Source organism: Bradyrhizobium sp. Ken01 (assembly GCF_055807355.1).
Genome location: NZ_JBVVPC010000018.1, coordinates 46057 through 70072, shown reverse-complemented (window position 1 = coordinate 70072; position 24016 = coordinate 46057). Strand labels below are relative to the sequence as shown.

Annotated in this window: 18 protein-coding genes; 12 read left to right on the top strand and 6 right to left on the bottom strand. The window is 60.2% G+C overall.

Translation table 11 applies throughout. From position 1 onward, the window contains the following. Positions 1-550 precede the first annotated feature (550 nt). The 6 genes from AC0L3S_RS18765 to AC0L3S_RS18740 are packed head-to-tail and all read left to right on the top strand — an operon-like array spanning position 551 to position 6664. Positions 551-1651: an ABC transporter substrate-binding protein gene (locus AC0L3S_RS18765; protein ID WP_259219256.1), complete on the top strand. Its 1101-nt coding sequence runs from the start codon at positions 551-553 to the stop codon at positions 1649-1651. After that, positions 1629-2648, top strand: coding sequence for an ABC transporter permease (locus AC0L3S_RS18760; RefSeq protein ID WP_259219257.1), 1020 nt, complete (start codon positions 1629-1631; stop codon positions 2646-2648). The genes AC0L3S_RS18765 and AC0L3S_RS18760 overlap by 23 nt, the downstream gene beginning before the upstream one ends. Next, on the top strand, positions 2642-3439 hold the full coding sequence (locus tag AC0L3S_RS18755; RefSeq protein ID WP_259219259.1) for an ABC transporter ATP-binding protein: 798 nt from the start codon (positions 2642-2644) through the stop codon (positions 3437-3439). The genes AC0L3S_RS18760 and AC0L3S_RS18755 overlap by 7 nt, the downstream gene beginning before the upstream one ends. Further along, positions 3433-4605, top strand: a complete 1173-nt coding sequence (locus AC0L3S_RS18750) for an acyl-CoA dehydrogenase family protein (protein ID WP_259219260.1) — start codon at positions 3433-3435, stop codon at positions 4603-4605. The genes AC0L3S_RS18755 and AC0L3S_RS18750 overlap by 7 nt, the downstream gene beginning before the upstream one ends. 29 nt (positions 4606-4634) lie before the next feature. After that, complete coding sequence (locus AC0L3S_RS18745) at positions 4635-5729, top strand: LLM class flavin-dependent oxidoreductase (RefSeq protein WP_259219261.1); 1095 nt, start codon at positions 4635-4637, stop codon at positions 5727-5729. Further along, positions 5726-6664: an ABC transporter substrate-binding protein gene (locus AC0L3S_RS18740; protein WP_259219264.1), complete on the top strand. Its 939-nt coding sequence runs from the start codon at positions 5726-5728 to the stop codon at positions 6662-6664. The genes AC0L3S_RS18745 and AC0L3S_RS18740 overlap by 4 nt, the downstream gene beginning before the upstream one ends. Before the next feature lie 230 nt (positions 6665-6894). Here the strand turns inward: AC0L3S_RS18740 and AC0L3S_RS18735 are convergent, their stop codons facing one another. From AC0L3S_RS18735 to AC0L3S_RS18720, 4 genes are read right to left on the bottom strand one after another with little or no spacing between them, the layout of a single operon-like run. Then, positions 6895-10755, bottom strand: a complete 3861-nt coding sequence (locus AC0L3S_RS18735; RefSeq protein WP_259219265.1) for a hypothetical protein — start codon at positions 10753-10755, stop codon at positions 6895-6897. Between the two features lie 34 nt (positions 10756-10789). After that, the gene (locus AC0L3S_RS18730; protein WP_259219267.1) at positions 10790-12322 is read right to left on the bottom strand and encodes an argonaute/piwi family protein; all 1533 of its coding nucleotides are present in this window, start codon (positions 12320-12322) and stop codon (positions 10790-10792) included. Then, positions 12306-13766, bottom strand: a complete 1461-nt coding sequence (locus tag AC0L3S_RS18725; protein WP_259219268.1) for a toll/interleukin-1 receptor domain-containing protein — start codon at positions 13764-13766, stop codon at positions 12306-12308. The genes AC0L3S_RS18730 and AC0L3S_RS18725 overlap by 17 nt, the downstream gene beginning before the upstream one ends. Before the next feature lie 11 nt (positions 13767-13777). After that, the gene (locus tag AC0L3S_RS18720; protein ID WP_259219270.1) at positions 13778-14020 is read right to left on the bottom strand and encodes a DUF2188 domain-containing protein; all 243 of its coding nucleotides are present in this window, start codon (positions 14018-14020) and stop codon (positions 13778-13780) included. A gap of 107 nt (positions 14021-14127) precedes the next feature. Here AC0L3S_RS18720 and AC0L3S_RS18715 point away from each other — a divergent pair, with 107 nt between their 5' ends. The 5 genes from AC0L3S_RS18715 (at position 14128) to AC0L3S_RS18695 (ending at position 22096) form a co-directional block, all read left to right on the top strand. After that, positions 14128-15018 (top strand): BrxR family helix-turn-helix transcriptional regulator, encoded by an 891-nt coding sequence (locus tag AC0L3S_RS18715; RefSeq protein WP_259219271.1) that lies wholly within the window; start codon positions 14128-14130, stop codon positions 15016-15018. Positions 15019-15084: 66 nt separating this feature from the next. Continuing rightward, positions 15085-17058: a DNA methyltransferase gene (locus AC0L3S_RS18710; protein ID WP_473280335.1), complete on the top strand. Its 1974-nt coding sequence runs from the start codon at positions 15085-15087 to the stop codon at positions 17056-17058. After that, positions 17055-20456 carry a DEAD/DEAH box helicase family protein gene (locus AC0L3S_RS18705; RefSeq protein ID WP_259219273.1) on the top strand — a complete coding sequence of 1134 codons (3402 nt, stop codon included), beginning with the start codon at positions 17055-17057 and terminating at the stop codon, positions 20454-20456. Before AC0L3S_RS18710 ends, AC0L3S_RS18705 begins: the two co-directional genes overlap by 4 nt. Before the next feature lie 31 nt (positions 20457-20487). Next, positions 20488-21225 (top strand): hypothetical protein, encoded by a 738-nt coding sequence (locus AC0L3S_RS18700; RefSeq protein ID WP_259219274.1) that lies wholly within the window; start codon positions 20488-20490, stop codon positions 21223-21225. Between the two features lie 259 nt (positions 21226-21484). Then, positions 21485-22096: a restriction endonuclease gene (locus AC0L3S_RS18695; protein WP_259219275.1), complete on the top strand. Its 612-nt coding sequence runs from the start codon at positions 21485-21487 to the stop codon at positions 22094-22096. A 30-nt stretch (positions 22097-22126) separates the two neighbouring features. Here AC0L3S_RS18695 and AC0L3S_RS18690 read toward each other — a convergent pair whose 3' ends face one another. Next, positions 22127-22501 (bottom strand): hypothetical protein, encoded by a 375-nt coding sequence (locus AC0L3S_RS18690; RefSeq protein ID WP_259219276.1) that lies wholly within the window; start codon positions 22499-22501, stop codon positions 22127-22129. 213 nt (positions 22502-22714) lie between these two features. On the opposite strand from AC0L3S_RS18690, the gene AC0L3S_RS18685 reads away from it, so the two are divergent. After that, on the top strand, positions 22715-23062 hold the full coding sequence (locus tag AC0L3S_RS18685) for a DUF2958 domain-containing protein (protein ID WP_259219277.1): 348 nt from the start codon (positions 22715-22717) through the stop codon (positions 23060-23062). A 135-nt stretch (positions 23063-23197) separates the two neighbouring features. Here AC0L3S_RS18685 and AC0L3S_RS18680 read toward each other — a convergent pair whose 3' ends face one another. Next, positions 23198-24013, bottom strand: coding sequence for a hypothetical protein (locus AC0L3S_RS18680; RefSeq protein WP_259219278.1), 816 nt, complete (start codon positions 24011-24013; stop codon positions 23198-23200). Between the last annotated feature and the right edge of the window lie 3 nt (positions 24014-24016).

Sequence of the window (24016 nt, the reverse complement as noted above, 5' to 3'; positions counted from 1 at the left end):
GCGAACCATTGCCTCCCACCGCCCGGCGTTTGCCGCGATCGAATCGAGGAGGGCGGCCACATCGGCACGACCGAGGTCGCCACGATCAATGTGTGGTCCACAAATGCCAACTTTGCTCAGACTCGTCTGATGAGCACTGCCAAATCACGTGGCGTGAGAGGAGAGAGAATGCCCCTGCTCCGGCAAGTAAGACGATAGCTGGCGAACAGGAACGACGCTTTCAAGAAAACGCTGTGTACGCCGATCAAAATGCGCATAAAGACGCAGGTGATGGCGTTGCGGGGCTTCCAATTCTGGCGGCGCCTCGGTCGAAACCGATTCATCGTCTCCGCGAGCAGCCATGGAGAGAATGACTTCGGTTCGCAACACATTCGAAATTCCATTTCATTGACGATACGAGCAGTGCGCCGCATGATTTGCTCATCGCATCAACGCGGCGTGTGAAGCGCCGACGGAAAGATTTTCTCTCGACGCAGCTCCGCACGGAACATGCGCAACGCGAACCGTTGCGCAGGCGGTGGAGCCGTGCCAGCGCAGGAGCTACAGCCCGATGACTAACGAGACCAGGCGCGGCGGATCGACCCTCGACCGGCGTCACTTGCTTCGGGCGGGCCTTGCGGCAGCCTTTGCCGCGCCGCTCGGGGCTCTTGGCGCGCAGGCCTTCGCGCCGCGCGCCCCAGCGCCCGGCATCGATCTCTCGGAGTTTCCGCTGTGCCGGACGGCATCCGACGCCCCCGCGCTCACCGGCGCGCCGCGCAAGTTGAAGCTCTCGTGGAATGCCGGCGCGGTCTGCCTCGCGCCGCTGCCCGTCGCTATCGAGCATGGCTTCTTCCAGAAGCAGAATCTCGATGTCGAGCTCGTCAACTATTCCGGCTCGACCGATCAGCTGCTTGAGGCGATCGCGATCGCAAAGAGCGATGCCGGTCTCGGCATGGCGCTGCGCTGGCTGAAGCCGCTGGAGCAGGGCTTCGACGTCAAGATCGCCGCCGGCACCCATGGCGGCTGCATGCGCGTGCTAAGCCACGCCGATTCCAGCGTGAGCAAGCTCGCCGACCTCAAGGGCAAAATCGTCGCCGTCGGCGATCTCGCCGGTCCGGACAAGAACTTCTTCTCGATTCAGCTCGCCAAGCTCGGCATCGATCCGAACAAGGACGTCGACTGGCGCGCTTATCCCGGCAACCTGCTCAACGTCGCCGTGGAAAAGGGCGAGGTGCAGGCCTTCCTGTCATCCGACCCGCTGGCCTATCTCTGGCTGAAAGATACCCAGTACAAGGAGATCGCCTCCAACCTCGACGGTGATTATCGGGACAAGAGCTGTTGCATCGTGGGCTTGCGTGGCAGCCTCGTGCGCGAGGAGCCGCAAGTCGCACGCGCCATCACGCAGGCGCTGCTCGATGCCGCGAAGTTCACCTCGCAGAACCCGGCGGTGGCGGCGAAGTCGTTCCAGCCCTACGCGCCGAAGGCGGCGACGCTCGCCGATATCGAAGGCATGGTGCGCTACCACACCCATCATCATCATCCCACAGGCGAGGTGCTCAAACGCGAGCTCAAGGCCTATGCTGACGATTTGAAGAGCGTGCAGGTCTTCAAGCAGAGCACCGATACCGCCAAATTCGCGGAGCGCATTTATGTCGACGTATTCGCTGTCTGACGGGCTTGCCTCGGGCGCGCCGCGCCTCTCGCGTGCTCCGCTGCTCGCGTGGCTGCAGGAATCCGGTGTCGGCGTTCTCGCCAGCGTCGCCTGGATCGCCTTCGGGCTGTCCTGCCTGTTGTGGGAGGACGTCGGGGACTGGTCACGCACGCATTCGCTCGGTATTGCGGCCTTCATCGTTGCCGCACTCGCTCTGTTCGGAACTGTCAGCGCCGATTACCTGGGATCGGCCGGCCGCGGCTTGCGCCAGCGCGCGCCCTGGCTGGTCGCGCTCGGTGCTTTCCTGACCCTGTGGGAGCTCGCGACCGCCAAATTCGCCTGGCTGCCGCTGCCGTTCTTTCCGCCGCCCCAATCGATCGTCGAGATCTATACCGATGATCTGCCAAAGCTGCTCGACAGTGTCTTTGCCTCGGTCAAGCTCCAGCTCGGCGGTTATCTGATTGGCGCGGTTATCGGCTTCCTCACCGGCGTCTCGATCGGCTGGTCGCGCGCGGTGGGCTATTGGGTGCATCCGGTGCTGCGCTTCATCGGCCCGCTGCCGGCGACCGCCTGGCTGCCGATCGCCTTCTTCACGTTTCCGTCGAGCTGGAGCGCCTCGACCTTCCTGATCGCACTCGCAACCGGATTTCCGGTGACCGTGCTGACGTGGTCCGGCGTGGCAAGCGTCAGCAGCGCCTATTACGACGTCGCGCGCACCTTGGGCGCCAAGCCGTCCTTTCTGGTGCTGAAGGTCGCGATCCCCGCCGCGCTTCCGCACGTCTTTGTCGGCCTGTTCATGGGGCTCGGCTCGTCGTTCGCCGTGCTCGTCGTCGCCGAGATGATCGGCGTCAAGGCCGGGCTCGGCTGGTACCTGCAATGGGCGCAGGGCTGGGCCGCCTACGCCAACATGTATGCGGCGCTGATCGTGATGTCGCTGCTCTGCTCCGGCGCAATCACGCTGCTGTTCGCGATCCGCGATCGCCTGCTGGTCTGGCAGAAGGGGACGGTCAAATGGTAGAAGCAGCTGTCGCAGAAGCGGTGACGCATCCGCTCGCCGGCGCCGCGCTCGATATCGAGCAGGTCAGCCACGCCTTCGACATCGACGGTGCCGAGCTTCCGGTGCTCAGCGATGTCAGCATCGCCGTCGAGCCCGGCGAGTTCGTCGCGCTGCTCGGCCCTTCCGGCTGCGGCAAGTCGACCTTGCTGCGTCTCGTCGCAGGCCTCGACAAGCCGAAAGCAGGAACGTTGCGCGAGGACGAGAGCCGCATCAGGAACCCGCACCCTTCGCGCGTCGTCGTGTTCCAGGATCCGACGCTGTTTCCCTGGCGCTCGGTCTGGGACAATGTCGCCCTCGGGCTGGAAGCGCAGGGCATCCTGAAGCGGCAGCGCCACCGCGTCGATGCCGCGCTCGACCTGGTCGGGCTGTCGGATTTCCGCAATGCCTATCCGCACCAGCTTTCCGGCGGCATGGCGCAGCGCGTCGCGCTGGCGCGTGCGCTGGTCAACGGTCCCAAAATCCTGATCCTGGACGAGCCGCTCGGCAAGCTCGACTCGCTCACCCGCATCACCATGCAGGCCGAGCTGGTCTCGCTGTGGCAGCGCAAGGGTTTCACCACGCTGCTGGTGACGCATGATGCCGAGGAAGCGCTGGTGCTCGCCAACCGCGTCATCGTCTTCAGCGACCGTCCGGCGCGTGTCAAGGCCGACATCCGCGTCGACCGGCCCTATCCGCGCCATCGCGGCGATCCTTATCTCGCCGATCTACGCCGCCAGATCCTCGGCCTGCTGGGGTTGGATGCCACATGGTGACTTCTATAGCCAGAGGACGCACGGCCCACAGCGAGCCCGATTACATCGCACGCGCCGAAGCATTGGCCGAGCGCTTTGCTGCGTGTGCGGTCGAGCACGACCGCACCGCCAGCTTCCCGTTCGAGAATTTCCGCGAGCTGTCCGAAGCAGGCCTGCTGTCGCTGACCGTGCCCGCAGCCCACGGCGGCGCGGGCGCCGGCGCCAGATACAGCGCGCGCGTGATCGGTATCATAGGCAAGGCCGATCCGTCGACCGCGCTGGTGCTGTCGATGCATTACATCAATCATCCGGTGATGGGGCGGAGCCCGGCCTGGCCGTTACGGCTGGCGCGCAAGCTCGCGCGCGAGACGGTCGAGGGTGTTGCGCTCGTCAACGCGCTGCGGGTCGAGCCGGAGCTTGGCTCGCCGGTGCGCGGCGGCTTGCCGGCGACGATCGCCCGGCGCACCGAGACCGGCTGGCGCCTGACCGGCCACAAGATCTATTCGACGGGATCGCCGATCCTGAAATGGTACCTGGTCTGGGCGCGCACCGACGAGGCCGAGCCCCGGGTCGGACAATTCCTGGTGCCGGCGGGCCTGCCGGGCACGCGCATCGTCGAGACCTGGGACCATCACGGCCTGCGCGCCAGCGGCAGCCACGACGTCATCTTCGAGGACGTCGTGATCCCGCTCGATGCCGAGATCGATGTTCGCAAGCCTGCGGACTGGCGCGGGCCCGACGTGACGCAGGCGACCGTCCATACGATCCTGGTCGCCGCGATCTATGACGGTGTCGCCCGCGCCGCGCGCGACTGGCTGATTTCCTTCCTGAAGCAGCGCGTTCCGGCCAGCCTTGGCGCGCCGCTGGCAAGCTTGCCCCGCGCGCAAGAGATCCTCGGCGCCATCGAGGCCCGGCTCGCGGTCAATGCGCGGTTGATCTCATCCTTCGCGGGTGATTTCGACGAGGGTATCGAGCTCTCCGCCTCGGAGTCGAACGTCATCAAGCTGACCGTAACCAACAATGCCGTTGCCGCGGTCGAGGACGCGCTGTCGCTGACCGGCAATCACGGTCTCTCCCGCACCAATCCGCTGGAGCGGCATTATCGCGACGTCCTTTGTGGCCGCGTGCACACGCCGCAGGACGATTCCACGCGCGTCGGCCTCGGCCGTGCCGCATTGGGACTCTAGATTTCCGCCAAACAATCAGGGAGACGATCATGTCGGTCGAGTTCATCGGCTTTATCGCCAACAGCAATGCTTCCGAGACCATCGTGCGCCAGGGGCCGGTGCTCGATCCCGCCTATATCGAGACGGTCGCGAAGGCGCACGAGCTCGCCGGTTTCGACCGCGCGCTGCTGGCGTTCCATTCGACCACGCCGGATGCACTCCAGGTTGCCCAGCACGTGCTGACCATCACCAAGAAGCTCAAGGTGATGATTGCACAGCGGCCGGGCTTCACCGCGCCGACGCTGCTGGCGCGTCAACTTGCGACGCTTGACCAGCTCTATGGCGGCCGCGTCTCGCTGCACGTCATCACCGGGGGCAATGCGATCGAGCTCAGACAGGACGGCAACACGCTCGACGACAAGGACGAGCGTTACGTCCGTACCAGCGAATTCCTCGATGTGGTGCGGCTGGAATGGACCAGCGACAAGCCGTTCAACTACAGCGGCAAGTACTACAACGTGGAGAATGGCTTTTCGCAAGTGAAGCCGCTCCAGACGGGTGGCATCTACACCTTCGTCGGCGGCGGCTCGGATTCCGCGATCGAGGTTGCGGGCAAGCATGCCGACACGTTTGCGCTGTGGGGTGAGTCCTACGCGCAGGTGCGCGACGTCACTGCGCGGGTACGCGCGGCGGCTGCCAAGCATGGCAGGCCGACGCCACGCTTCAGCCTGTCCGTGCGACCGATCCTTGCCGATACCGAGGAGCAGGCGTGGAGAAAGGCAGAGACGATTCTGGAGCGCGCTACCGCGCTTCAGGACCAGACCGGCTATCGCCGGCCCAATCACGCGACCGATGGCGCCAAACGATTGTTGGCGCTCGCCGACCAGGGCAGCCGGATCGACAAGCGGCTCTGGACCGAAATCGCAAAGCTCACCGGCGCCAACAGCAACACCACCGCGTTGGTCGGCACGCCTGAGCAGGTCGCCGAGGTCTTCGCCGACTATTATGATCTCGGCGTCAGCCACTTCCTGATCCGCGGCTTCGATCCGCTTCCCGATGCCATCGAATATGGCCGCGAGTTGATCCCGCTGACGCGCGAGCTCATCGCCAAGCGCCAGGTGACCCATGGCGAGGCGGCGGAATGATCCGTCTCGTGCTGGCCGGCGCGCTGCTGCTCGGTTCGCTTGAACTTACGGCAGCGCAAACCACGCTTCGGGTCGGCGACCAGAAGGGCAATTCGCAGGCCGTCATGGAGGCGGCAGGCGCGCTGAAGGACGTTCCCTACAAGATCGAGTGGAAGGAGTTTCCGGCGGCCGCGCCCCTGCTGGAGGCGTTGAGCGCCGGCGCGATCGAGACTGGGGTCGTTGGCGATGCGCCTTTCACCTTCGCCGCCGCCTCCGGCGCGCCGGTGAAGGCGATCGCCGCGATACGCCAGACCCGCGAAGGCCTTGCGATCCTGGTGCCCGAGAATTCGCCGATCAAGAGCTTCGCCGATCTGCGCGGCAAGAAAATCGCAACCGGCCGCGGCTCGATCGGCCATCAGCTGATCCTGGCCGCACTGGAGAAGAACGGCTGGGGTGCGAGCGACGTGCAGATTGCATTCCTGGCGCCATCGGACGCCAAGATCGCCTACACCCAAGGCTCGGTCGATGCCTGGTCAACGTGGGAGCCCTATGTCAGCCAGGAGGAGGTGCTGTTCAGATCGCGCCGCATCATCACCTCGGAAGGCCTGACGCCGGGCCTGAGTTTTCAGGTGGCGCGGCCCGACGCCATCCGCGACAAGCGCGCGGAGCTGACCGACTTCATCCGCCGCCTCACTGCTGCGCGGGCTTGGTCGCTGAACAATGTGAATAGCTACGCCGAGACCTGGGGCAAGCTGATGAACATCCCGACCGCCGTGCCGCAGAATTGGCTTTCGCGCGCAAAGATCCAGATCGCGCCGATCGACGACAGCGTCGTCGCCGACGAGCAGAACACCATCGATCTCTATTTTCGCTGGGGTCTGATCAAGCAAAAGCTCGATGCTGCCGAGGTCGTGGATCGCTCGTTCGCTGACGCGATTGTGAAAGCGGGGTTGTAACCACCATCTCGTGTCTTGGACGCGGTGCAGCATGCGCCGCGGGCCAGCTCCGATCGATTCACCTTTATGCTTCGATCGAATACTCCGCCAGAATGGATCGTCGGCCATTCTCACCCAGCCAGTTTTGCCGACAGCCTGACTCCTACATGGCCTATCACTCGCCGAGCACGCACTGTGCACATTGCAAGCCATGATAAGCGGGGCTGATGATAGGAAGTTCTTTTCTTCTCCTACTCGAAACGGTTGTTGCGTTCCTTATCCTCGTGCCGCTCGCTCAATCGCTCAGCGTCAATAATTTTCTGGAGTCGCTCGTTTGCGGCTTGGACGACAGAAGCCAGCCCTGGCGTCATCACGCCTGGCAAAGCACTGAGGAGCGTTTGTCGCTTCTCTAACACGGTAGCAAGCGATCCGCTCCACATTGAGGGGTAAAGGCGCTGCACGATTTCGTTCATAACCAGAGTGGGATCGGGTGCTTTCTTTAGTAGCTCACCAATAAGGGGCCGCCACTCGGTCGCGGCGTTTTCATCGTTGCCGCTGAAAAGGATTGCCACGGAAGCCATGAGTGGATAGCGCAACGCAGGTGCGCGATCACACCACTTTAGGATGGCCTCGTCCGTAACACCGTCAAAAATATTCTGATGATAGCGGGAGAGGTTTTGAAAGAACCTCACGCTGCGCTTGATCCTGGCGGGAGGGCCAGAGAAGAGCTCGTCAAGCACTTCCGTCGAATGCACCCGCAACAACCCGTTCACTAGATCATCGTTGTCGTGGGCGCGGACATCGTGCCTTGATGCAGCATCAATCAGCTTACGGCTTAGCCGCCGGGCCGCGGAAGCACCTTCCGGTCCGCTAAGCGTTCCTCGCACCACCATGCCTAACTCGTGATCTTCCCGGTGGGCTCGCCCATTTGTGCGCTGGAATTCGAAATGGTCGAGGATTCGCCGGCCAGCCTCGCGAACCTCGGATGCGGGCGGGCGCTTGGCCTCTGCGTCAGAATGAAGGCGCATGGCAATGATTTCCAGCGCGACGGGGATGCCACCAGGATCCCGAGATATGGCAAGCAACAAATCCCGAAACTCGGGTCCAGGAATTTTTTCGCATGCGCGACCGTAGGCCAAGTTGTTGAATGCTTCGATCGGCGCCAAGCCGAGGTCGAGGGATTTATGCAAACGTCCAAGGGCAGGCCCATCGATCGTTGCTGAGGCCTGCAGCAGAGGAAAAGATTTGCCGAGTGTTGTACTGGATAGCGCTGCGTCAAGGACGACATCCCCGAGTGCCTGGTCGCGCTTCAATAGGCCCTGCAAGACCCCGCCGACCAAGGTCAGGCGCGCGTCCTTCATGGCTCCATACTGCTTGACGATCTCATCCCACACCGCTCGCGGGTCTTCCGCCGCCTCGGCAAGAGCCTCGCCAAACATGCGTGCCTTATCGTTGCCATTCATGAGCTCAGGCAAAAGGGCACGAAACGCGTTCTCATCCACGGCAACATCATGCGCCAGTTCCCTGATGGCCGCAGTCGCGCGCGCCGCTCGTACTTCATAGCTCTCTTGTGGCTTGCGCGGACTGGCGACCGAACCTGGAGCGCCAGACTCTTCGTCCTCCTCCTCATCCGCGAAATCTTCGAGATCGAGTGCCCCTCCGCGTTGCCCGCAAACGAGGCCTCGCACGCGGTTAATAAGGTCCTTCGGGCGAAGATACTCCTCCAGTTCCGTAAGCCGCTTCCGCAGGCCGGGTGGCATGGCACTGCCATCCAGCCGCCGCGCCTCGCGCGCCGCGACCCATCCATCGCGCCAGAACGTTGCGCCGGCAATGTCACGAGCGAGTTGGTCGAGCTGCTCAGCTTGGCCCGAGCGACTCCAAAGATCGCGGAACTCTTGGGAAATTGCCTTCTTCACAGCTGGCGCAATGGGACTATTCGAGAGAGCCACGCCGCGCGCCAACTTCAACGTCGCATCGAACCACGCTCGCACCTCGCCGCCATTAGCGGGATGATAACCGTGATCACGCGAGCGCGCGCCGAAATCAAAGTCATAGCTCGACATGAAGTGATCGGTTTTTAACATCGCTTCGATAGCATTGAGACCAACCGCACGCTCTTTCTCATCGTCAGATGACAATAGCCTTTCCGCGGCGTTTATCCGCATATCGATTGGTGCGTGGGTCCCGGACAGAACGATATAAAATAATGACGCGACGACTCGATTGGCGTCGCTGTCCTTTTCGCTGTCGGGAGTAAGTGCCGCGAAGGCTGTCAAAACAGCAATTGCGAGCTCGTAGAACGCGGGCTCATAGGCCAGCGACCGCAGTAGACGTACAAAGTGCTTGCAGCGATTAAGCGTCTCCAGGTCGTCCAACGCAACCGTGCGCTCGATCGCCGTTAGAACAGCCTCCGGAGCAACAGGAGCGATGTTAGCAAAGATCGCGCGACCGAGCTCGTTAAGATCGCCAACGTCGCGGAGAAGTCCGCCCGGCGCCAACCAGCCCTCCACAATCGCCTTGGCCTGCTTGCTATCATCGAGATACCCAAGACGGCGTGAAAACGAGCGCAACAAGCGTTCGGACGCATTATCCACCAGCAAGGACGCCACGCGGGCGGGTGGGATGTTCTGAAGCGCCATTTTGGCCAGGCGGTTCGCAATGGCGTGCGGCAGAACTGCGCGCCAGTGCGCACGCGCCTGAACGAGATCGCGGCGCTGCAGCTCCGCAACGCCCTGGTAGACCTCGTTCGCTGTTTTGCCGATGAGGTGTCCGAGGATGGGAAGCTCGGCATTTTCGCCGTCAAGAGTGTCACCCTCGAAGGAATAAACGAGCGAGCACGCTTGCGCGATTAATAGCAGCGAGGGGTCGGCATCGTGACGTTGTTGAAAAAGCCGCTTGAACAGCTCTTCATCACTTAACTCAGAGACGCGCTCCGTTTTTTCGATACGTGATGCAAGTGCAAGCGCGACCCGGGCGTTGCCATCGGAAAACACAGCAATCGTGCGCCCATCGACCTGAGAGAGGTCTGGATAACGCCGTATGACCAGCTTTTCAATTAGCTCGATCGACGACGTATCGAGGCGGAATACATCGGTGCCCTCAGGCTGGTCGTCACGAATATCGTATTCGATTGTGATGACGCTTACGGCCGATCCGTGTGCTCGGGCAACATCTGAAAGCGTTCGGTGCAACTCCGGAGGGCAATTGTCGATCACGAGGATCGCGCGGGTCTCATTGGCATTCAGGTCCGATGCCAGGCCGACTGGCGGCGGATTGGGCTGGTCCGCGACATTCGTGTAAATCGCATAGGAAGGATCGAGAGCGGCATCTCCCACCGATGGATCGAACAATGCTTCTGCCAAGCGGGTCTTGCCCACCCCTGATAGGCCGGCCAGCCGAACCACGCGCCCTGGTTTAGACAACACCTCGCGGATCTTGTTGATGCCATCGATCGCCGATATGCCATCGCCTTCGTCTTTGTCCCCGGTTCGAATACGCGCGTGCTCGTCGAAGAGGTAACTGCTCTCAGCACCTTCGGGTGCAAGCGACCATGAGCCGAAGGCCTTCCATCCGGGCACGGCCTTGCCGATTTTTTCTCGCACCCATGGGATAACGCCCGCGTGCTCGCGGACCCACGTTGCCATGCGGTGACGGTCGTAGAAATCAAGGACGAGCTTTCCGTCCGCCGTGGTGCCGGTCAGGGCCTCTGCCATCGCAGCGCGGCGGTCCTTCAATGCCGTGTCAGCCACGGAGCCCTTTGAACTGACAATGATGTACGCGCCGTCCAGATCGCCCAGTTCGATAATCGAGGGGCGCAGGGTCTGCGCCGGCTTAGGCTTCATCTCATCGAGGATATCTCCCCGAGGCATATCTTGGGACTTCACCTGGAAGGCCGTTTGCGGCTTAGGAATGAAGCCGTGGATCGGTGACCCGCCCGGCGCGGCAACGCGGACATCAAGACCGCCGTCCTTCGCAGTTTGATTACCGCCATAAGTCACGGCGGAGACCGAAAGACCTTGTCTGCGCATCTCGGCTTCACTGAGCCGGCCGACCAGTGTGCGAAGGTCTGTGTCGGTTAAATCCGCAATATCGTCGCCTGTGATTTCAAACATGGCTCAAAGCGAGTTTCTGTACGATGTGGGTTTCTTACAGGTAGTGCCTAAATGGGAGCGGCTTCGAGGTTACATCCGGAATCGCCGTGAGAATCTCGCCGATGTCGTCCGCGAAGCGCAGTGTCACGGGCAACCCGTCATTGAAGATGCACGTGTTGAAGTTGACCTTGGTGAGAGCTAGGATGTCAGCAATCACTTGCTCGAGCTTGGTGTCGCCGAACACGATCTTGACCTTGAGGGGCGTCGGCACTTCGCGCCCAGGGTAGGTCAGAAGGTGCGGCACGTAGCCCGCAGACCAGACGAAAGCATTGCGCTGGTCGATCTTCAGGGCGAGGCCACGCATCACGGCTTTGCGGCCCTCGCGGAAGAGTTTGAGGTCATTCGGCCGGAGGATCTGGATTCCGGTGACGGACGTGCCTTCCGGCGCCCCCTTGCGGAAGCCCCTGACCTCGTCGCGGTTGAAGCGGGTCCGGCCGTGGATAAAGACCTCGCGCGGCGGCTGCCGGTTGTGAAGGTTCTTGTAGGCTTCGACGCAACGGCGAACGATGTCCTCGGCTTTATCCTCTGACAGGTGGTATTCGCCGTACTTGTCGGAAGCCCATTGGCCGACGGCGCCCTTGAATACGATGCCTTCGCCGGTGTGAAGGAACATCTGCGCGCCGCAGCAAGCCTCCTTGGCTTCGAGCGGATTGTTGGTGCGCTTGAAGACGAGGCCGATGTAGCACACGCCGTCGCGAATGTCGGCAAGGGTCCACGGCTTCTCGCCCGCCTTGTAATAGATGCCGGTCGTGAGATTCCAGGCGACCGTGGCGTCGTCCTGCATCTTGCGGGAACGCTCGCCCTTGCTGTTGAGGTATTCGTGTGGGGCGATGGTGCTTTGGCGTACAAGCTGGGTGATGGCCTCGCAGCCGAGCAGCTTCGCCTTCAGCTGGTTGTGGAAATGATTTTCGAACAAGTGCTTCTCCGCGGCCACATTGACCTCATCGAAGAAGTCGGGCTCTTCCCAGAGTTCGATGGCTTTTGAGTGCGAGAGCGCCACTTTCGGTGCGATACCTTCAGCCTTGCTGATGGTCGAGCGCGGCCGGCACAGCTTCCACACTTCCTCGGTCACTATCACGAACCAGAGGGCGACCTTGGGATCCTCCTCTTCGACCCAGCGGATGATCGGCTTGGAGAACAGCTCCACGGTGTCATAGACGCGCTGATGCGGATCGTTCAGCTTGACCGTGAAATTCAGTTCGCAGGGATCGACCTCGATCTTGACCCGGGGGGCCTCGTCCCACGCGGTGCGGAATACCGCCTCGAACCCAGGATACGTGATTGAACTGCCGATTTTGGGATCAGCCGGAACAGCGTGCTTGAGTTTTGCCGCCCACGCCTCGAACTGGCGGATGCCGTCCGGCGTGCCGATGACGCCGTAATGGATGCCGTGAAGCTTCTTCGGGGGCCCGAACATCATCAGACCGTCCTTGGGGTCTTCGAGCAACTGTTCGAAGCCGAAGCGGAGCCGCGGCTCCGCGAACGTAAGGAGGCGCCGCACAGGCTGGGACTTATGGGGTTTCGTCATCGTCGTCCTCCGGCGAGGTATCCTCGACCAGTTCGATCTCACGCGTTTCGTCGAGGCCGTCATCGGCATCTTCGAAATACGTCCACGGGCTGGTGAAATTCATCGGCGTCATGGTGATGGTCAATTCCTGGCCGCCGCCGACCGTGCTGGCGAAGCTCTTGCCGCCCTTGGCGAGTTCGGAAGTGAATGCAAAGAGCCGGTCGCGCCATTCCTTGTTCCACCACTGCTTGCAGACGCTGCGGCGGGCCCTGTGCATCCGCTCGGGCTTCGACCACGGCTTGATCCCATCGTCGGTGAAGATGACGTGGTGCCTGAGCACGAGGCGCGGAAACGGCAGGAGCTGTGGTGAAGCCGAGAGCGCGTAGTGCCAAAAGCCGTCGGGAACCTTCTGGCCCTCCCTGGTGCGCTTGCTCTTGTTGCCCACTAACTGCCGGAAGGCGCGACGGCCGCGGAGCGCACGGTAATAGGCGCGGTTCTTTTCAAGTTGGCCGTTCTTGAAGAAACGCGCGGCAAGGCCACTTGCGAGCTCGAACATTCCGAGGCCAAGTGCGGTGAGGGCGCCTTCCCACGCCTGCCGGACGAGGTCGGTGACGATGTTGGTGGCATCGAAAGGGGCAATTTCAAGCGTCTTATCCCCGTCTTCGATGAAGGCTTCAGTCTTGGCCGCCGTGGCCGCCTTGAACGGCGCGTCGGAACCAAAATGCTCCCTGATCTCCCGGTCGGCGGCGAAGGTGATGAGGTGCGTGCCATGAACGCGGTGGGGATATGGGAAACCCGTGGCGCGCTTCTCGAGGGATTCCGCCGATCCCATGAAGGCGTGGAACTTGATCTCCTCGGGCAGATGCAACTTGAACCAGTTAGTGTAGCAGACCTCGTCGCTGATGACGATCCGTCGGCGGCGATCGAGCTGACGGGCATACCATTCCGCTACGCTGACAGGTCCCGCGAGGGGTGATTTCGGGATGTTTTCTCGCTCGAACAGCCTGAGCAGGGTCGCAAGCCCCTTTGACCAGTTCTCGTCGAACCGCACGATGTTCAGATCCGCCAAGGGCTTTTGCATTGCCTCAAACGGGAAGGCGTCGATTTTCAACGGGACGACGAAGTCGCGAAGCCCATATTTCTCCTGTGCCTCGAAGGCGAGACGTAGCTCCCGCAATGTGCCAGCCTTGCGATTGGATTCGAGCTCGGAGACGAAAAGGAAGCGGATCGCGTGCGCGTCGATGGCGTCCTCGATGTCCGACCAGAAGCGCTCACCCCCGAGGAGCTTGGTGGTATCGCACCATACCTCGTAACCCGCGATGGCGAGCTGGGTGGTGAGCCAGGTGGCGAAAGTGTTTTGCTGCGGGCTCGCGTGGCTAAGGAAGATGACGCCGCGCGTGGACGGAGGCGGCGCCGAAACCCCGGCACCGCTTTCAAAGAGCTGATCGTCAACATCACCCCGCATGACTGGCTCCCCTAGTGCTTGCGATCGCGCGGCGGGAACGGATCGTGGCCCGGCGCCACGGTGTCCGAATCCCGCCAGCGGCCGTCGCGGCCCTGAATACGGACCTCGCCGCCGCCCAGGTTGTGGACCGTGCGCTTGGCCGAGCGTTCGGCTTCACTTTGCTTGTGATGAACGCTCTCCGGCGTGGTCACGCCGCCTTTCTTCACGGCCCAATCGGGGCCATGCTTCACGACGAATCGGTCGTTCTTCGACATTGTAGTCTCCTTAAAAGGGTTGAATTCAAACTGCCGATGGGTTAAGAAACTATACGCACCCTCAGCGGGTGTCAATATAGTTTCTATACGCATTTTCGGGAGTGGGGATGAAAGCGGACGACAGCGGAATCAGGTGGGGCGTCGAGCAAAGGCTCGAATTCATCGAGTTCCGGCTTTTCTGGGAAGGGGCCCTAAATCGGTCCGACATCACCCGTTACTTCGGGGTGTCGGTACCGCAGGCTTCGAATGATCTATCGCGCTATCAGGAGCTTGCACCGAACAACATCGAATATGACCGCAGCCACAAGCGCTATTTTGCGAGCAAACGCTTCAAGCCAGTATTCCTGAAGCCCGATGCCGACAGCTACCTCAACCAGCTTCGATCGATCAGCGACGGCGTTCTGCCGGCGCAGCAAACATGGCTGAACAATTCGCCGGAATTTGAGTCGATGCCGCTCCCGCGGCGTCGCGTCGATCCTGCAATCCTTCGGACGCTTTTGGCTACGATACGCGAGAAGCGCTCGATTGAAATCCACTACCAATCCTTGACTCGTGCGGAAGCGATGTGGCGTTGGATTACACCGCACGCGCTGGGGTCCGACGGCCTGCGTTGGCATGTTCGCGCCTTCTGTCACCTCGATCGCATCTTCAAGGACTTTCTCCTGCCGCGTTTCCTGGAGTTGAAGGGCGATGCAGAGCCTGGTGCTCCGGCCGATGCCGATGAGATTTGGAACGACCATGTAGATGTGGTTCTTGTCCCCCACCCTGGTCTCACCAAGAGTCAGCGCCGAGTCGTTGCCCTGGATTTCGGTATGACCGGCGAATCCATCAAGGTGCCTGTGAGGCTCGCGCTTCTTTATTACTTCCTAAAGCGCTTAAATCTCGATGGCGATCCCGAACGGCGCGCGACGAAGGAGCAGCACGTCGTGCTCGGCAATAAGGCGGATGTGCGCGCCGCCATGAAGCGCGCGCAAGAACAAACGCCGCTCGCGGCATAACCAACAAGTACAAGCGGTATCACGATGACAGGTTTCGGTCCCCACAATCCCCACCCGCTCTCGCGTATGAAGACGGAGCTGGTCTGGGAAGGCAAATACGACGAGTTCGGCAACCGGCGCGAAGTGAACGTAAGCAATCTCGCGCTGCCTTTGCAGAAGATCGAAACGATCGACGAGCCGCGCTCGCGCGCGGACGAACAGGGTTCACTTTTCGACGTTTCCAAAGCCCATCGGGACGATTTTCGAAACAGGCTTGTCTGGGGCGACAACAAACTTATCGCGGGCTCCCTACTCGAAGAATTTCGCGGCAAGGTATCGCTTGTTTACATCGATCCTCCGTTCGATATCGGGGCCGATTTTTCGATGCGAATTCCGATCGGAGATGAACGCGAACAAGTCCAAAAGGACCAAAGCATCATCGAAATGATTGCCTACAGGGATATGTGGGGCAAAGGCGCTGCGTCCTATCTCAGTGTCATTTACGAGCGTCTCACGGTCATCAGCCAGCTCTTGTCGGAGCAAGGCAGCATTTACGTTCATATCGGTCCCAACGTAAATCACCTTGTTCGTGCGATGATGGCTGATGTGTTTGGACAAGAACGCGAACAGCGGGAAATTATTTGGAAACGCGTCGCGTCACGGAGCCATGGTCGCCACTACCCCGCGACACATGACTCGATATTGTTCTTCTCAAAAGGCGAATCTCCAATCTGGAACCAGCAGTACGAGCCACTCAATGAGAAGTATGTCGCTGATAAGTACAGATTTCAGGACGCGGACGGACGGCGCTTTCGCAAGGATAATTGCTTAAACCAAAATCCCGATCGTCCAAATTTGACGTACGAGTGGAAGGGTCACCTTCGCACGTGGCGCTGGACCAAGGAAAAGATGCAAGACCTGCATGATGCCGGTCGCTTGATTTACACGAAGAATGGAGTTCCGGAATATAAGCGGTATCTAGATGAGTCAGAAGGAGTTGCGTTGCAGTCGGTGTGGGCGGATATTCCGCCAGTGAATTCGCAGGCTTATGAGGACACCGGTTATGACACGCAGAAGCCAGAGGCGCTCCTAGAACGGATAATAAAGTCCTCCTCAAACGAAGGTGATATCGTTGCCGACTTCTTCTGCGGCTCCGGCACGACAGCGGCCGTCGCAGAGAAGCTGGGGCGGCGTTGGATTGCCTGCGATCTTGGGCGGTTTTCGATCCATACGACAAGGAAACGGCTGATCGGAATTCAGCGTGATCTCCATGAAGCCGGCAAACCCTACCGTTCGTTCGATCTCTACAATCTGGGCCGCTATGAACGCCAGTGGTGGCAGAAGGAGGCGCTAAACGGCGCCGACGACCAGCATCGCGCAATCGTCCTGAAGTTCTTCAAGGCCGAGACACTCGGCTCCGCGCCGTCCCCTCTTCTTCATGGCCGCAAGGGTACGGCGTTCGTGCATGTCGATGGCATCGATAGCATTTTCACGCGCCCCGAAGTCAAGGCGGTTGCTCAGGCGGTCGCGGCTGCCGGTGGTCGCGAGGTCTATGTCCTCGCATGGGACTTCGAAATGGACATCCGGCAGGTGACAGCGGCTGTAGAAGCCGAAACGGGCGTAAAGCTTCGGTTGAGCCGCATTCCTCGCGAGATCATGGAAAAAAACCGCGCTGAGGTGCCGCCCTTCTTCGAAGTTGCGGTGCTGGAGGCCGCGGCTGTTGTCCGCAAGGAAGGCAGGGAGCGCAAGGTCGATATTAAGCTCTTGAACTTCCTTCCGTCGCTTTCCGAGGTGCCGAGCAAGGAGTTGGAGGCCCTACAAGAGCGCGCTCTTGAGAGCGGCTTCGATTTCATCGACTTCTGGGCCATTGATTTCGACTGGAGGCCTAACCGGCCGTTCAATCACCATTGGCAAGAGTTCCGCACGCGCAGGGACCGCGCGCTCAAGACGGTGAGCGACGCGGGGCACGTTTATTCAAAGCCGGGAAAATATGTTGCCTGCGTCAAGGTAGTTGACGTCTTCGGGTGCGACACAAGCATTACGGTCGAGGTGGAGGTATGATTGATCAGAGTACGCCGGTTATCAACGCGGCTGCGCTGCAACCCCTTTTTGCGCCATGGGATGAGCCGAACCGGCACCGCGTGCGCGGGTCCAGCCCAGGCGCGCCGCCCGAGATCAAGACTTATCGGCGGCCTTCGCCCATCCGGCTGGTGAATCCGCTACGCGCGGCTGTCAAGGAGTGGCGTGATCTCCATTACCCAGGCGCGAGCGATACCACGCGGGAGTTGTTGGCGTACTGGTTTGAGCGCCCCCATCGTATTGCGACGGGCGCCGGGGACGATTTCGAGTTCCGGTACTATTTCTGCCAGCGGGAGGCGATCGAAACTTTCATCTATCTCCTCGAGATCAGGCGGCTCCACAATCTCTCTTCGTTGTTATTTGAGTATGGCGGCCCGAGCGGTGAGACGGAAGCCCTAGGCGTCCGGCCGGAGGACGATGAGTGGGCGCGCTACGCCTTCAAGCTTGCTACGGGTGCCGGCAAGACAAAATGCATGAGCCTTGCGATCGTGTGGAGCTACTTCCACGCTTTGCGCGAGACGGATTCCGAGATGGCGCGACACTTCGTGGTGATCGCGCCCAACCTCACAGTATTCGAACGGCTGAAGCAGGATTTCCGTCCCGAAGCGGGCGGTCGCGATATCTTCCTTGCTGATCCGCTCATTCCTTCCGAATGGCGCGGCGACTGGAATTTCTCGGTCGTCTTGCAAGACGAGGCCAGTGGCGCAGCGACTGGCGGCGGTCTTTACCTGACGAACATTCACCGCCTGTTTGATGGCCGCTCTGGCGGCGGCGAAAGCGACGAATACGATTGGGCCGGACCCGCCGTTTTAAAGTCAAAGGCATTGGAGACGGCCGCAGAACTCCGCGACCGCATCGCAGTGCATCGCCGCGTGATGGTGCTAAATGATGAAGCGCATCACGTGTGGGACCCAGGCTCGGCATGGAACCAAGCAATCCGCTCCCTTCACGACGTGATGAAGGAGCTGGGCGGCGATGGCGTGATATCGCAGCTCGATTTTTCCGCGACACCCAAGAACAATAACGGCCAGATTTTCCCGCATGTGGTTTGCGATACGCCATTGGGCGAAGCCGTTGACGCGGGCATCGTCAAGACGCCGGTTCTTGGCCGCACCAAGGAGATGATCGAACAACCACATGATGACGCCGCCTACCGCTTCGAGGCGCATCTACGACTTGGATATGAGCGCTGGCGCAAGAGCCAGGACGAATGGAAGAAGAGCGAGAAGAAGCCGCTTCTGTTCGTTATGTGCGAGAACACCGATGCTGCCGATCAAATCACGGCACGGCTAAACAACGATCCGATATTCGCTGGGCTGAACCAGAAGACAATCAACCTTCATACGAACCTGAAGGGCAAGATCAAGACCATCAAGCAGGAAGGCAAGCGGATCGAGGTCTTTGTCGAGGATGAGAAGGCTATCTCCGATGAGGATTTGAAAGCGATTCGCCGCATTAGCCGCGAGCTGGACAGCAATCAGAGCCCCTACAACTGTATCGTATCGGTGCTGATGTTGCGTGAGGGCTGGGACGTTCGAAACGTCACAACGATTGTTCCGCTTCGCGCATTCAGTTCTTCCGCCAATATCCTGCCCGAGCAGACGCTCGGCCGCGGCCTTCGCCGCATGACACCGCCCGGCCAGGCAAACGAGCTGGTAATCGTTATCGAGCATCCGGCTTTTGCAAGCCTTTACGAGCAGGAGCTCGAACAGGAAGGCTTGCCGATCGAGATTATCGACGCGGAAAAAGTCCCCGCCACGACGGTCACCATCTTTCCGGACGATGCCAAGAATTTCGACAAGCTCGACATCGTCCTACCGGTCCTCTCCGCTGCACACGAGATCCAGCCCAAGCTGGAAGGCCTTACCATTGAAAACGTGCGAGAAAAGTCCCGCGAGTACAAGTCGCTGCCGCTTGGCAGCAAGGGGGCAACCGAAGTCAAATACGAAGGTCGTCACCTCATCACGGATGAGGTGGTCGAGGAGATGCGCGTCAGCCTCCCGCTTCTTCGGAACGGCCTTACGGCGATCTCCTTTTATGTGCGTGAGCTGGAGGCGGCCTGCAAAGTGCAAAGCACCCATTCGATCCTCGCGCCGCTTTTGCAGACGTTCCTCGGCGAGATTTTGTTTGGGGAGAAGGTGTCGCTTGTCGACCCGCGTTTGGTCGCGCGGCTTTCAGATCCCGATGTGCGAGAACACATTCGGGCGGTCTTCGTACCCCTTATCCGTGCACGCACTGTCAAGACCGAGAAGCGCCGACTTGCGAGAGAGGCAGAGACGGTGCGCCACTGGAAACCCTACCAGGCGACCTTCTCGGAGCAGCGTCCGGCAATGAAGGCCGGCCGCACCCTGTTCAATCTTGTTCCCTGCAACCGCTCGCTCGAAGTCGCGCTCGCGAAGTTCGTCGATGTCGCGCGGGACGTCGCAGCTTTTGCAAAGAACGCGGGGCCGCAAGCGGTTCGCATCGACTATCTAACGATCGACCAGCGGCTTGCTTTCTACACGCCGGATTTCTTCGTACGCGGCGATGATGGCACACTTTATCTGGTCGAGACGAAGGGTCGCCAGGATCGCGATGTGCCGAAGAAGGCCATGGCTGCGATCGAGTGGTGCAAGACGGCATCGCGCAGCAAGACCAAATGGGAGTATGTTTTTATCCCACAAAACGTGATGGAGGGGCTTGCTACCGACAAGTTTGCTGATCTTGTTCGTGCGTGCGCGCCCGCGTTGCAGAATCTGCTTAGCGAAACCAGCCGCGAGCCAGAATTGCCGTTGTTTGGGCCTAGGGAAGGTCATGACGCCGAGAACTTCTTTGGTGCGGCGACCTTGGCCAAACTTGGACCCCGGGCCAAAAAGGCCGCGGAAGACGCCCTGGAACTGTATCGGTATTTGGAGAAGAAGACTGATACAACGAGCCTTGCGCCAGTGTTCAACACGCTGCTTGGTTCAGTCGATGAAGCTGCAAAGACCTTCATCATCAAGTTGCTTCAACCCAAGGTGCCGATCAATCGTCTTGACCAGCAGCGCTGGTTTGAGCCGGACCTCTCAGCAGTTCCTCATCGTGAAGTTCGGCATTTCCAGAATATGGCGGCTTCTCTCAAACGCGCGCTGGTCTATGGCTCGGTCCACTCTGCGATCGGCCTGGCACGCTCGTGCCTTGATCACGCGGTTCAGGGTAAGCCCCCTTTGAAAGGCGTCTTTGAGGGCGTGCGAGAAGCCTTTGTTATTTCTAACGCAAAGGGGCATTTGATGAGGATCACAGAGCTGAACGATTTCCGGAATATGTATGTTGCTCATCACGAGAAGCCGCTCACGGATAGACCGCTCGCTGAAAAGAACCTCAAAGCCTGGGTCACGACGCTTTCCCTGCTGCGCGCGTAGGTCGCAAGCGCGACTCTTTGGAGACTACCCCGTGGCACGCAACGCTAAAGTTTCACAAGCGATCTATCGGCATCACCTCAGGCTCAATCGGTTCCTCAACGACGCGTGGATTTTCACGACGTTGACACGCCCAATGCTGAAAGAAAAAGGCGACGCGCTGGTCGCGAGCAAGTCGAAACGGAAACGAGAATATCCTGTTCCGAAGAAGGGGGACACAGTAATCAGCGAGCGCCGGGACGAAGACGTGGGAGCGCTCTTTCTCGCGCAGCATGGCCGAGGCATCTTCGACACCCACCTCATATCCATCATCTCGCGGATCGAAGCTTTCATTCAGGATTGCATGTTTGAGGTCGTAAAGAAGTATCCTGAAAAGCTCTCCATCATCGGCGGAAAGTCTGGTATCCCGCTGGACCTCTATCTCCAGCACGAGGATCGTGACGATTTGCTGGAAGCCTATATCGCCCTGCGGTGCCAGGATTTGATGTTCGGGAAACCATCGGACTATCTGGCGAAAGCGGCGGAGGTGCTTTCGATCCAACTCAAGCCGGATCTTGTCGCAATCTACGTTGAAATGAAGGCTTCTCGCGATTTGTTGATCCACAACGGCGGCCTGATCAATCAGCTCTACCTCGACAAGGCGGGCCGCAAGGCGCGGGGGAAGATCAATGAGGAACTCGATATTGACGAGGACTACTTTGCGGAGGTGATCATGAATGCCAAAATGTTATCAGGCGCCGTCCAAAGAGCGACTGAAGAAAAATATCGATGAAGACCCAAGCCACGGCCTGTGACCTAGCTTACTCGCGAGGATAAGTGTGAGTGTCCAAACCCCTCGGACAATAGGACGTAAGCCGTCCTTCAGTCCCGACCGCTACGGCAACCCCGATAACGATCCGCGCGGAGCTTACTTCGCTGCGCCTCTCACTTACCTTGGTGTGCGGCACAATCGTCAGTACGAGTGGAGAGGACACGCTCCGCCGCCGGGCCGACGCTGGAAGTTCACTCTAGAACAAGCAGAGGCGGCGGATGTGGATGGCCGCATCCATTGGCCAGCCAAGGGCGGCGCCCCTCGGCTCAAAAGATATTTGGCGGATGAGGAGACGCCTCCGGATGAGGAGAGTCTTCCGCGCACATCGGTTGAACGTGCACTGCGTTCCATGTTGCACGCCTTGGCGCAAGAGATCGTCCGAACGCCAGATTACCTAGCGCAGGTCGAGTGGCGTGATCTTGAGCGATTGCTCGGCGAGGTGTTGTCAGGATTGGGGTTTGGCGTATTGGTTACGCGGCCTGGACGTGATGGAGGCTTCGATCTGGAGCTAAGCTGCGACGAAGCCGGTCAGCAAGAAGCTTATCTTGTGGAGATCAAGCATTGGGGTGCCCCTTCAAGACCGGGGCCCGGCGTGCTGGAACGTTTCTTCGAGGTGGTGCTGTCAAGGCGGGCCAACGGTGGTCTAATTCTGTCGAGTTCCGGCTACAGCGCACCTGCGCTCGCAGGGCGCTCTGAAATTGCTCGTGAGTTGGTTCGATTGGGAAGCGCCAACAAAATTGTCGGACTCTGCCAGTCCTATGTCAGTCGCGGACACGGTCTCTGGACCCCAATTAGCAGTCTTTCCACGATTTTATTCGCTGACACGTATTAAAGTTGCCCAGCACCAGGACAACAGATCGGCTCACGCATCGAGAGAGCCACCCATCGTTGCTGATTTCTGCCGGCGCGGCGTGACTTTGTGCGGGGCGACGAACCGTTTCCTTCCGCGCATTCGCAATCCAGGTACGCAGCTTATCGACGTCCTCGCTGCCGGCAATGAGAGCAAGGATCTTTGCGTGATCAGGTATCTGAAATGCCTTGAATCACGAAAACGGGCGCAGCTTAGTAATTCCTTGAGCGTGCCAAGAAACCGTTCGAAGGATATCTCGTTGTGTTTCCGACTGGGCGCATGCGGATTCGCCGCACCGGTGCTCTCGTAAACCGAGCCGCATAGGCGTCTCGGCCATTCGGCTTCGATCACGCTCGCGCGAATAAGGGGAGCGGCCACGCCGCTCATGTCGCTTCTTCCTGTTACTAAGGGGCTGCGCCCTTGGCGCGCGCAAGGCATCCAAACGCTCCGCGCCGCCTCCACACGTCTCCCGCAAGGGCGGGGCCCTCGTGTGGACCCTCGGCGCTCCGCGTTCGGAGCCTCCTTGCACTTGCCTACTGCCTGCTCGCCACGAGGGCAGGGTTGCAGCAGCAGCTGCAACCAGAAAGCAAGGAGGCAAGAATGAAATTGATCACCGACGAAATCCACAACATCCTGCTCACCAACGGCCAGGCCAACGCGAGACGCGAAGAAACCATCGACTTCAACCCCGCTGTCAAGCTGTTCTGCCCATGGGGTGCGGCGACATGGCTCCTCACCGAACTTGACCCCGAAGACCCGGACATCGCTTTCGGCCTCTGCGATCTCGGCATGGAATGTCCCGAACTCGGAAACGTCCGCATCAGCGAGCTTGAAGAATTGCGCGGCCCCGGTGGCTTGACCATCGAGCGCGATCTCTTCTTCACCGCGCATAAAACCCTTTCCGGATACGCCGACGAGGCCCGGCGCCTCGGGCGCATCGACGCGTAAGGGGGCCATCATGACTCCACGGCAAGAGCTGGTTGCCTGTGATCTTGCGTACGCCCGCTAGATCCGCCCAGCTTGAAGCGGAAAAGGAAGTGGTCTGAAACCGGCGCGGCGACGGGCAACGCCACGTCGCTGTTCCTATTGTTGATAGCGAAGGCGCCGCAGAAAGGTGCGACCCGTCACCAGCACCACATGAAGGCGGAAGGTGCTGTGATCCTCGTCTGATAACCCCGGATGCGAGCCATCGGTGTGCAGCATCTTGAATAGGCCGTTGATGTAGTTCTTGCCGTCATCCGTCCACTCGTTGCGATCCTTGGCAAGAAAGCCAATCTTCGCCAGCAGCGCGCGGCGGTTCTCGGAGGTTAATACGTCTGTCTTGTCCGCCCCATCGCAATACCGCGCGATTTCATCGAACAAGCCTTCAAGGAAAGTGCGGAACTGCGCATTGGCCGCCGCCCAATCCCCACGCGCATGCGCCTCAATCCCCTGGTCGAGATGGCCAAGCGGCTCAACGAAACTAAAATGCTTCAAGAGTTGATGCACCTCGTCATCGACTTCCGGAAGCCCAAGCTCTTCCGGCAGCGCCTTGCGCAGATGCGGCACTCTTTGGTCGTCGAACTCCACCACATAACCGTCGCGGGCCAACCCACGCGCGAAGGCGATCTCGTTCGGGTGAAGGGACGCCACGCGCATCGGCTTGACCGCTTCACGAACCACCGCCTCCGCCAAGGACATTCGACCCTCCAGCGTATCGAGGAGATCATCACGCCGCTGCACGAGGATGCGGCCCAGTCTGTCGGCTTTTTTCGACACGCTGATCGACGTGTCAGACGGAATCTCTTCGTCGAGTCCGAGGCGCAGCACCATGTGATTGAATGCAGCTTGCGACAGGCTCGTATCCAAAAACGCGACGGCGGCGATGAGGGTTGGACGCGTAAACGGCACGGAGCCCATCAG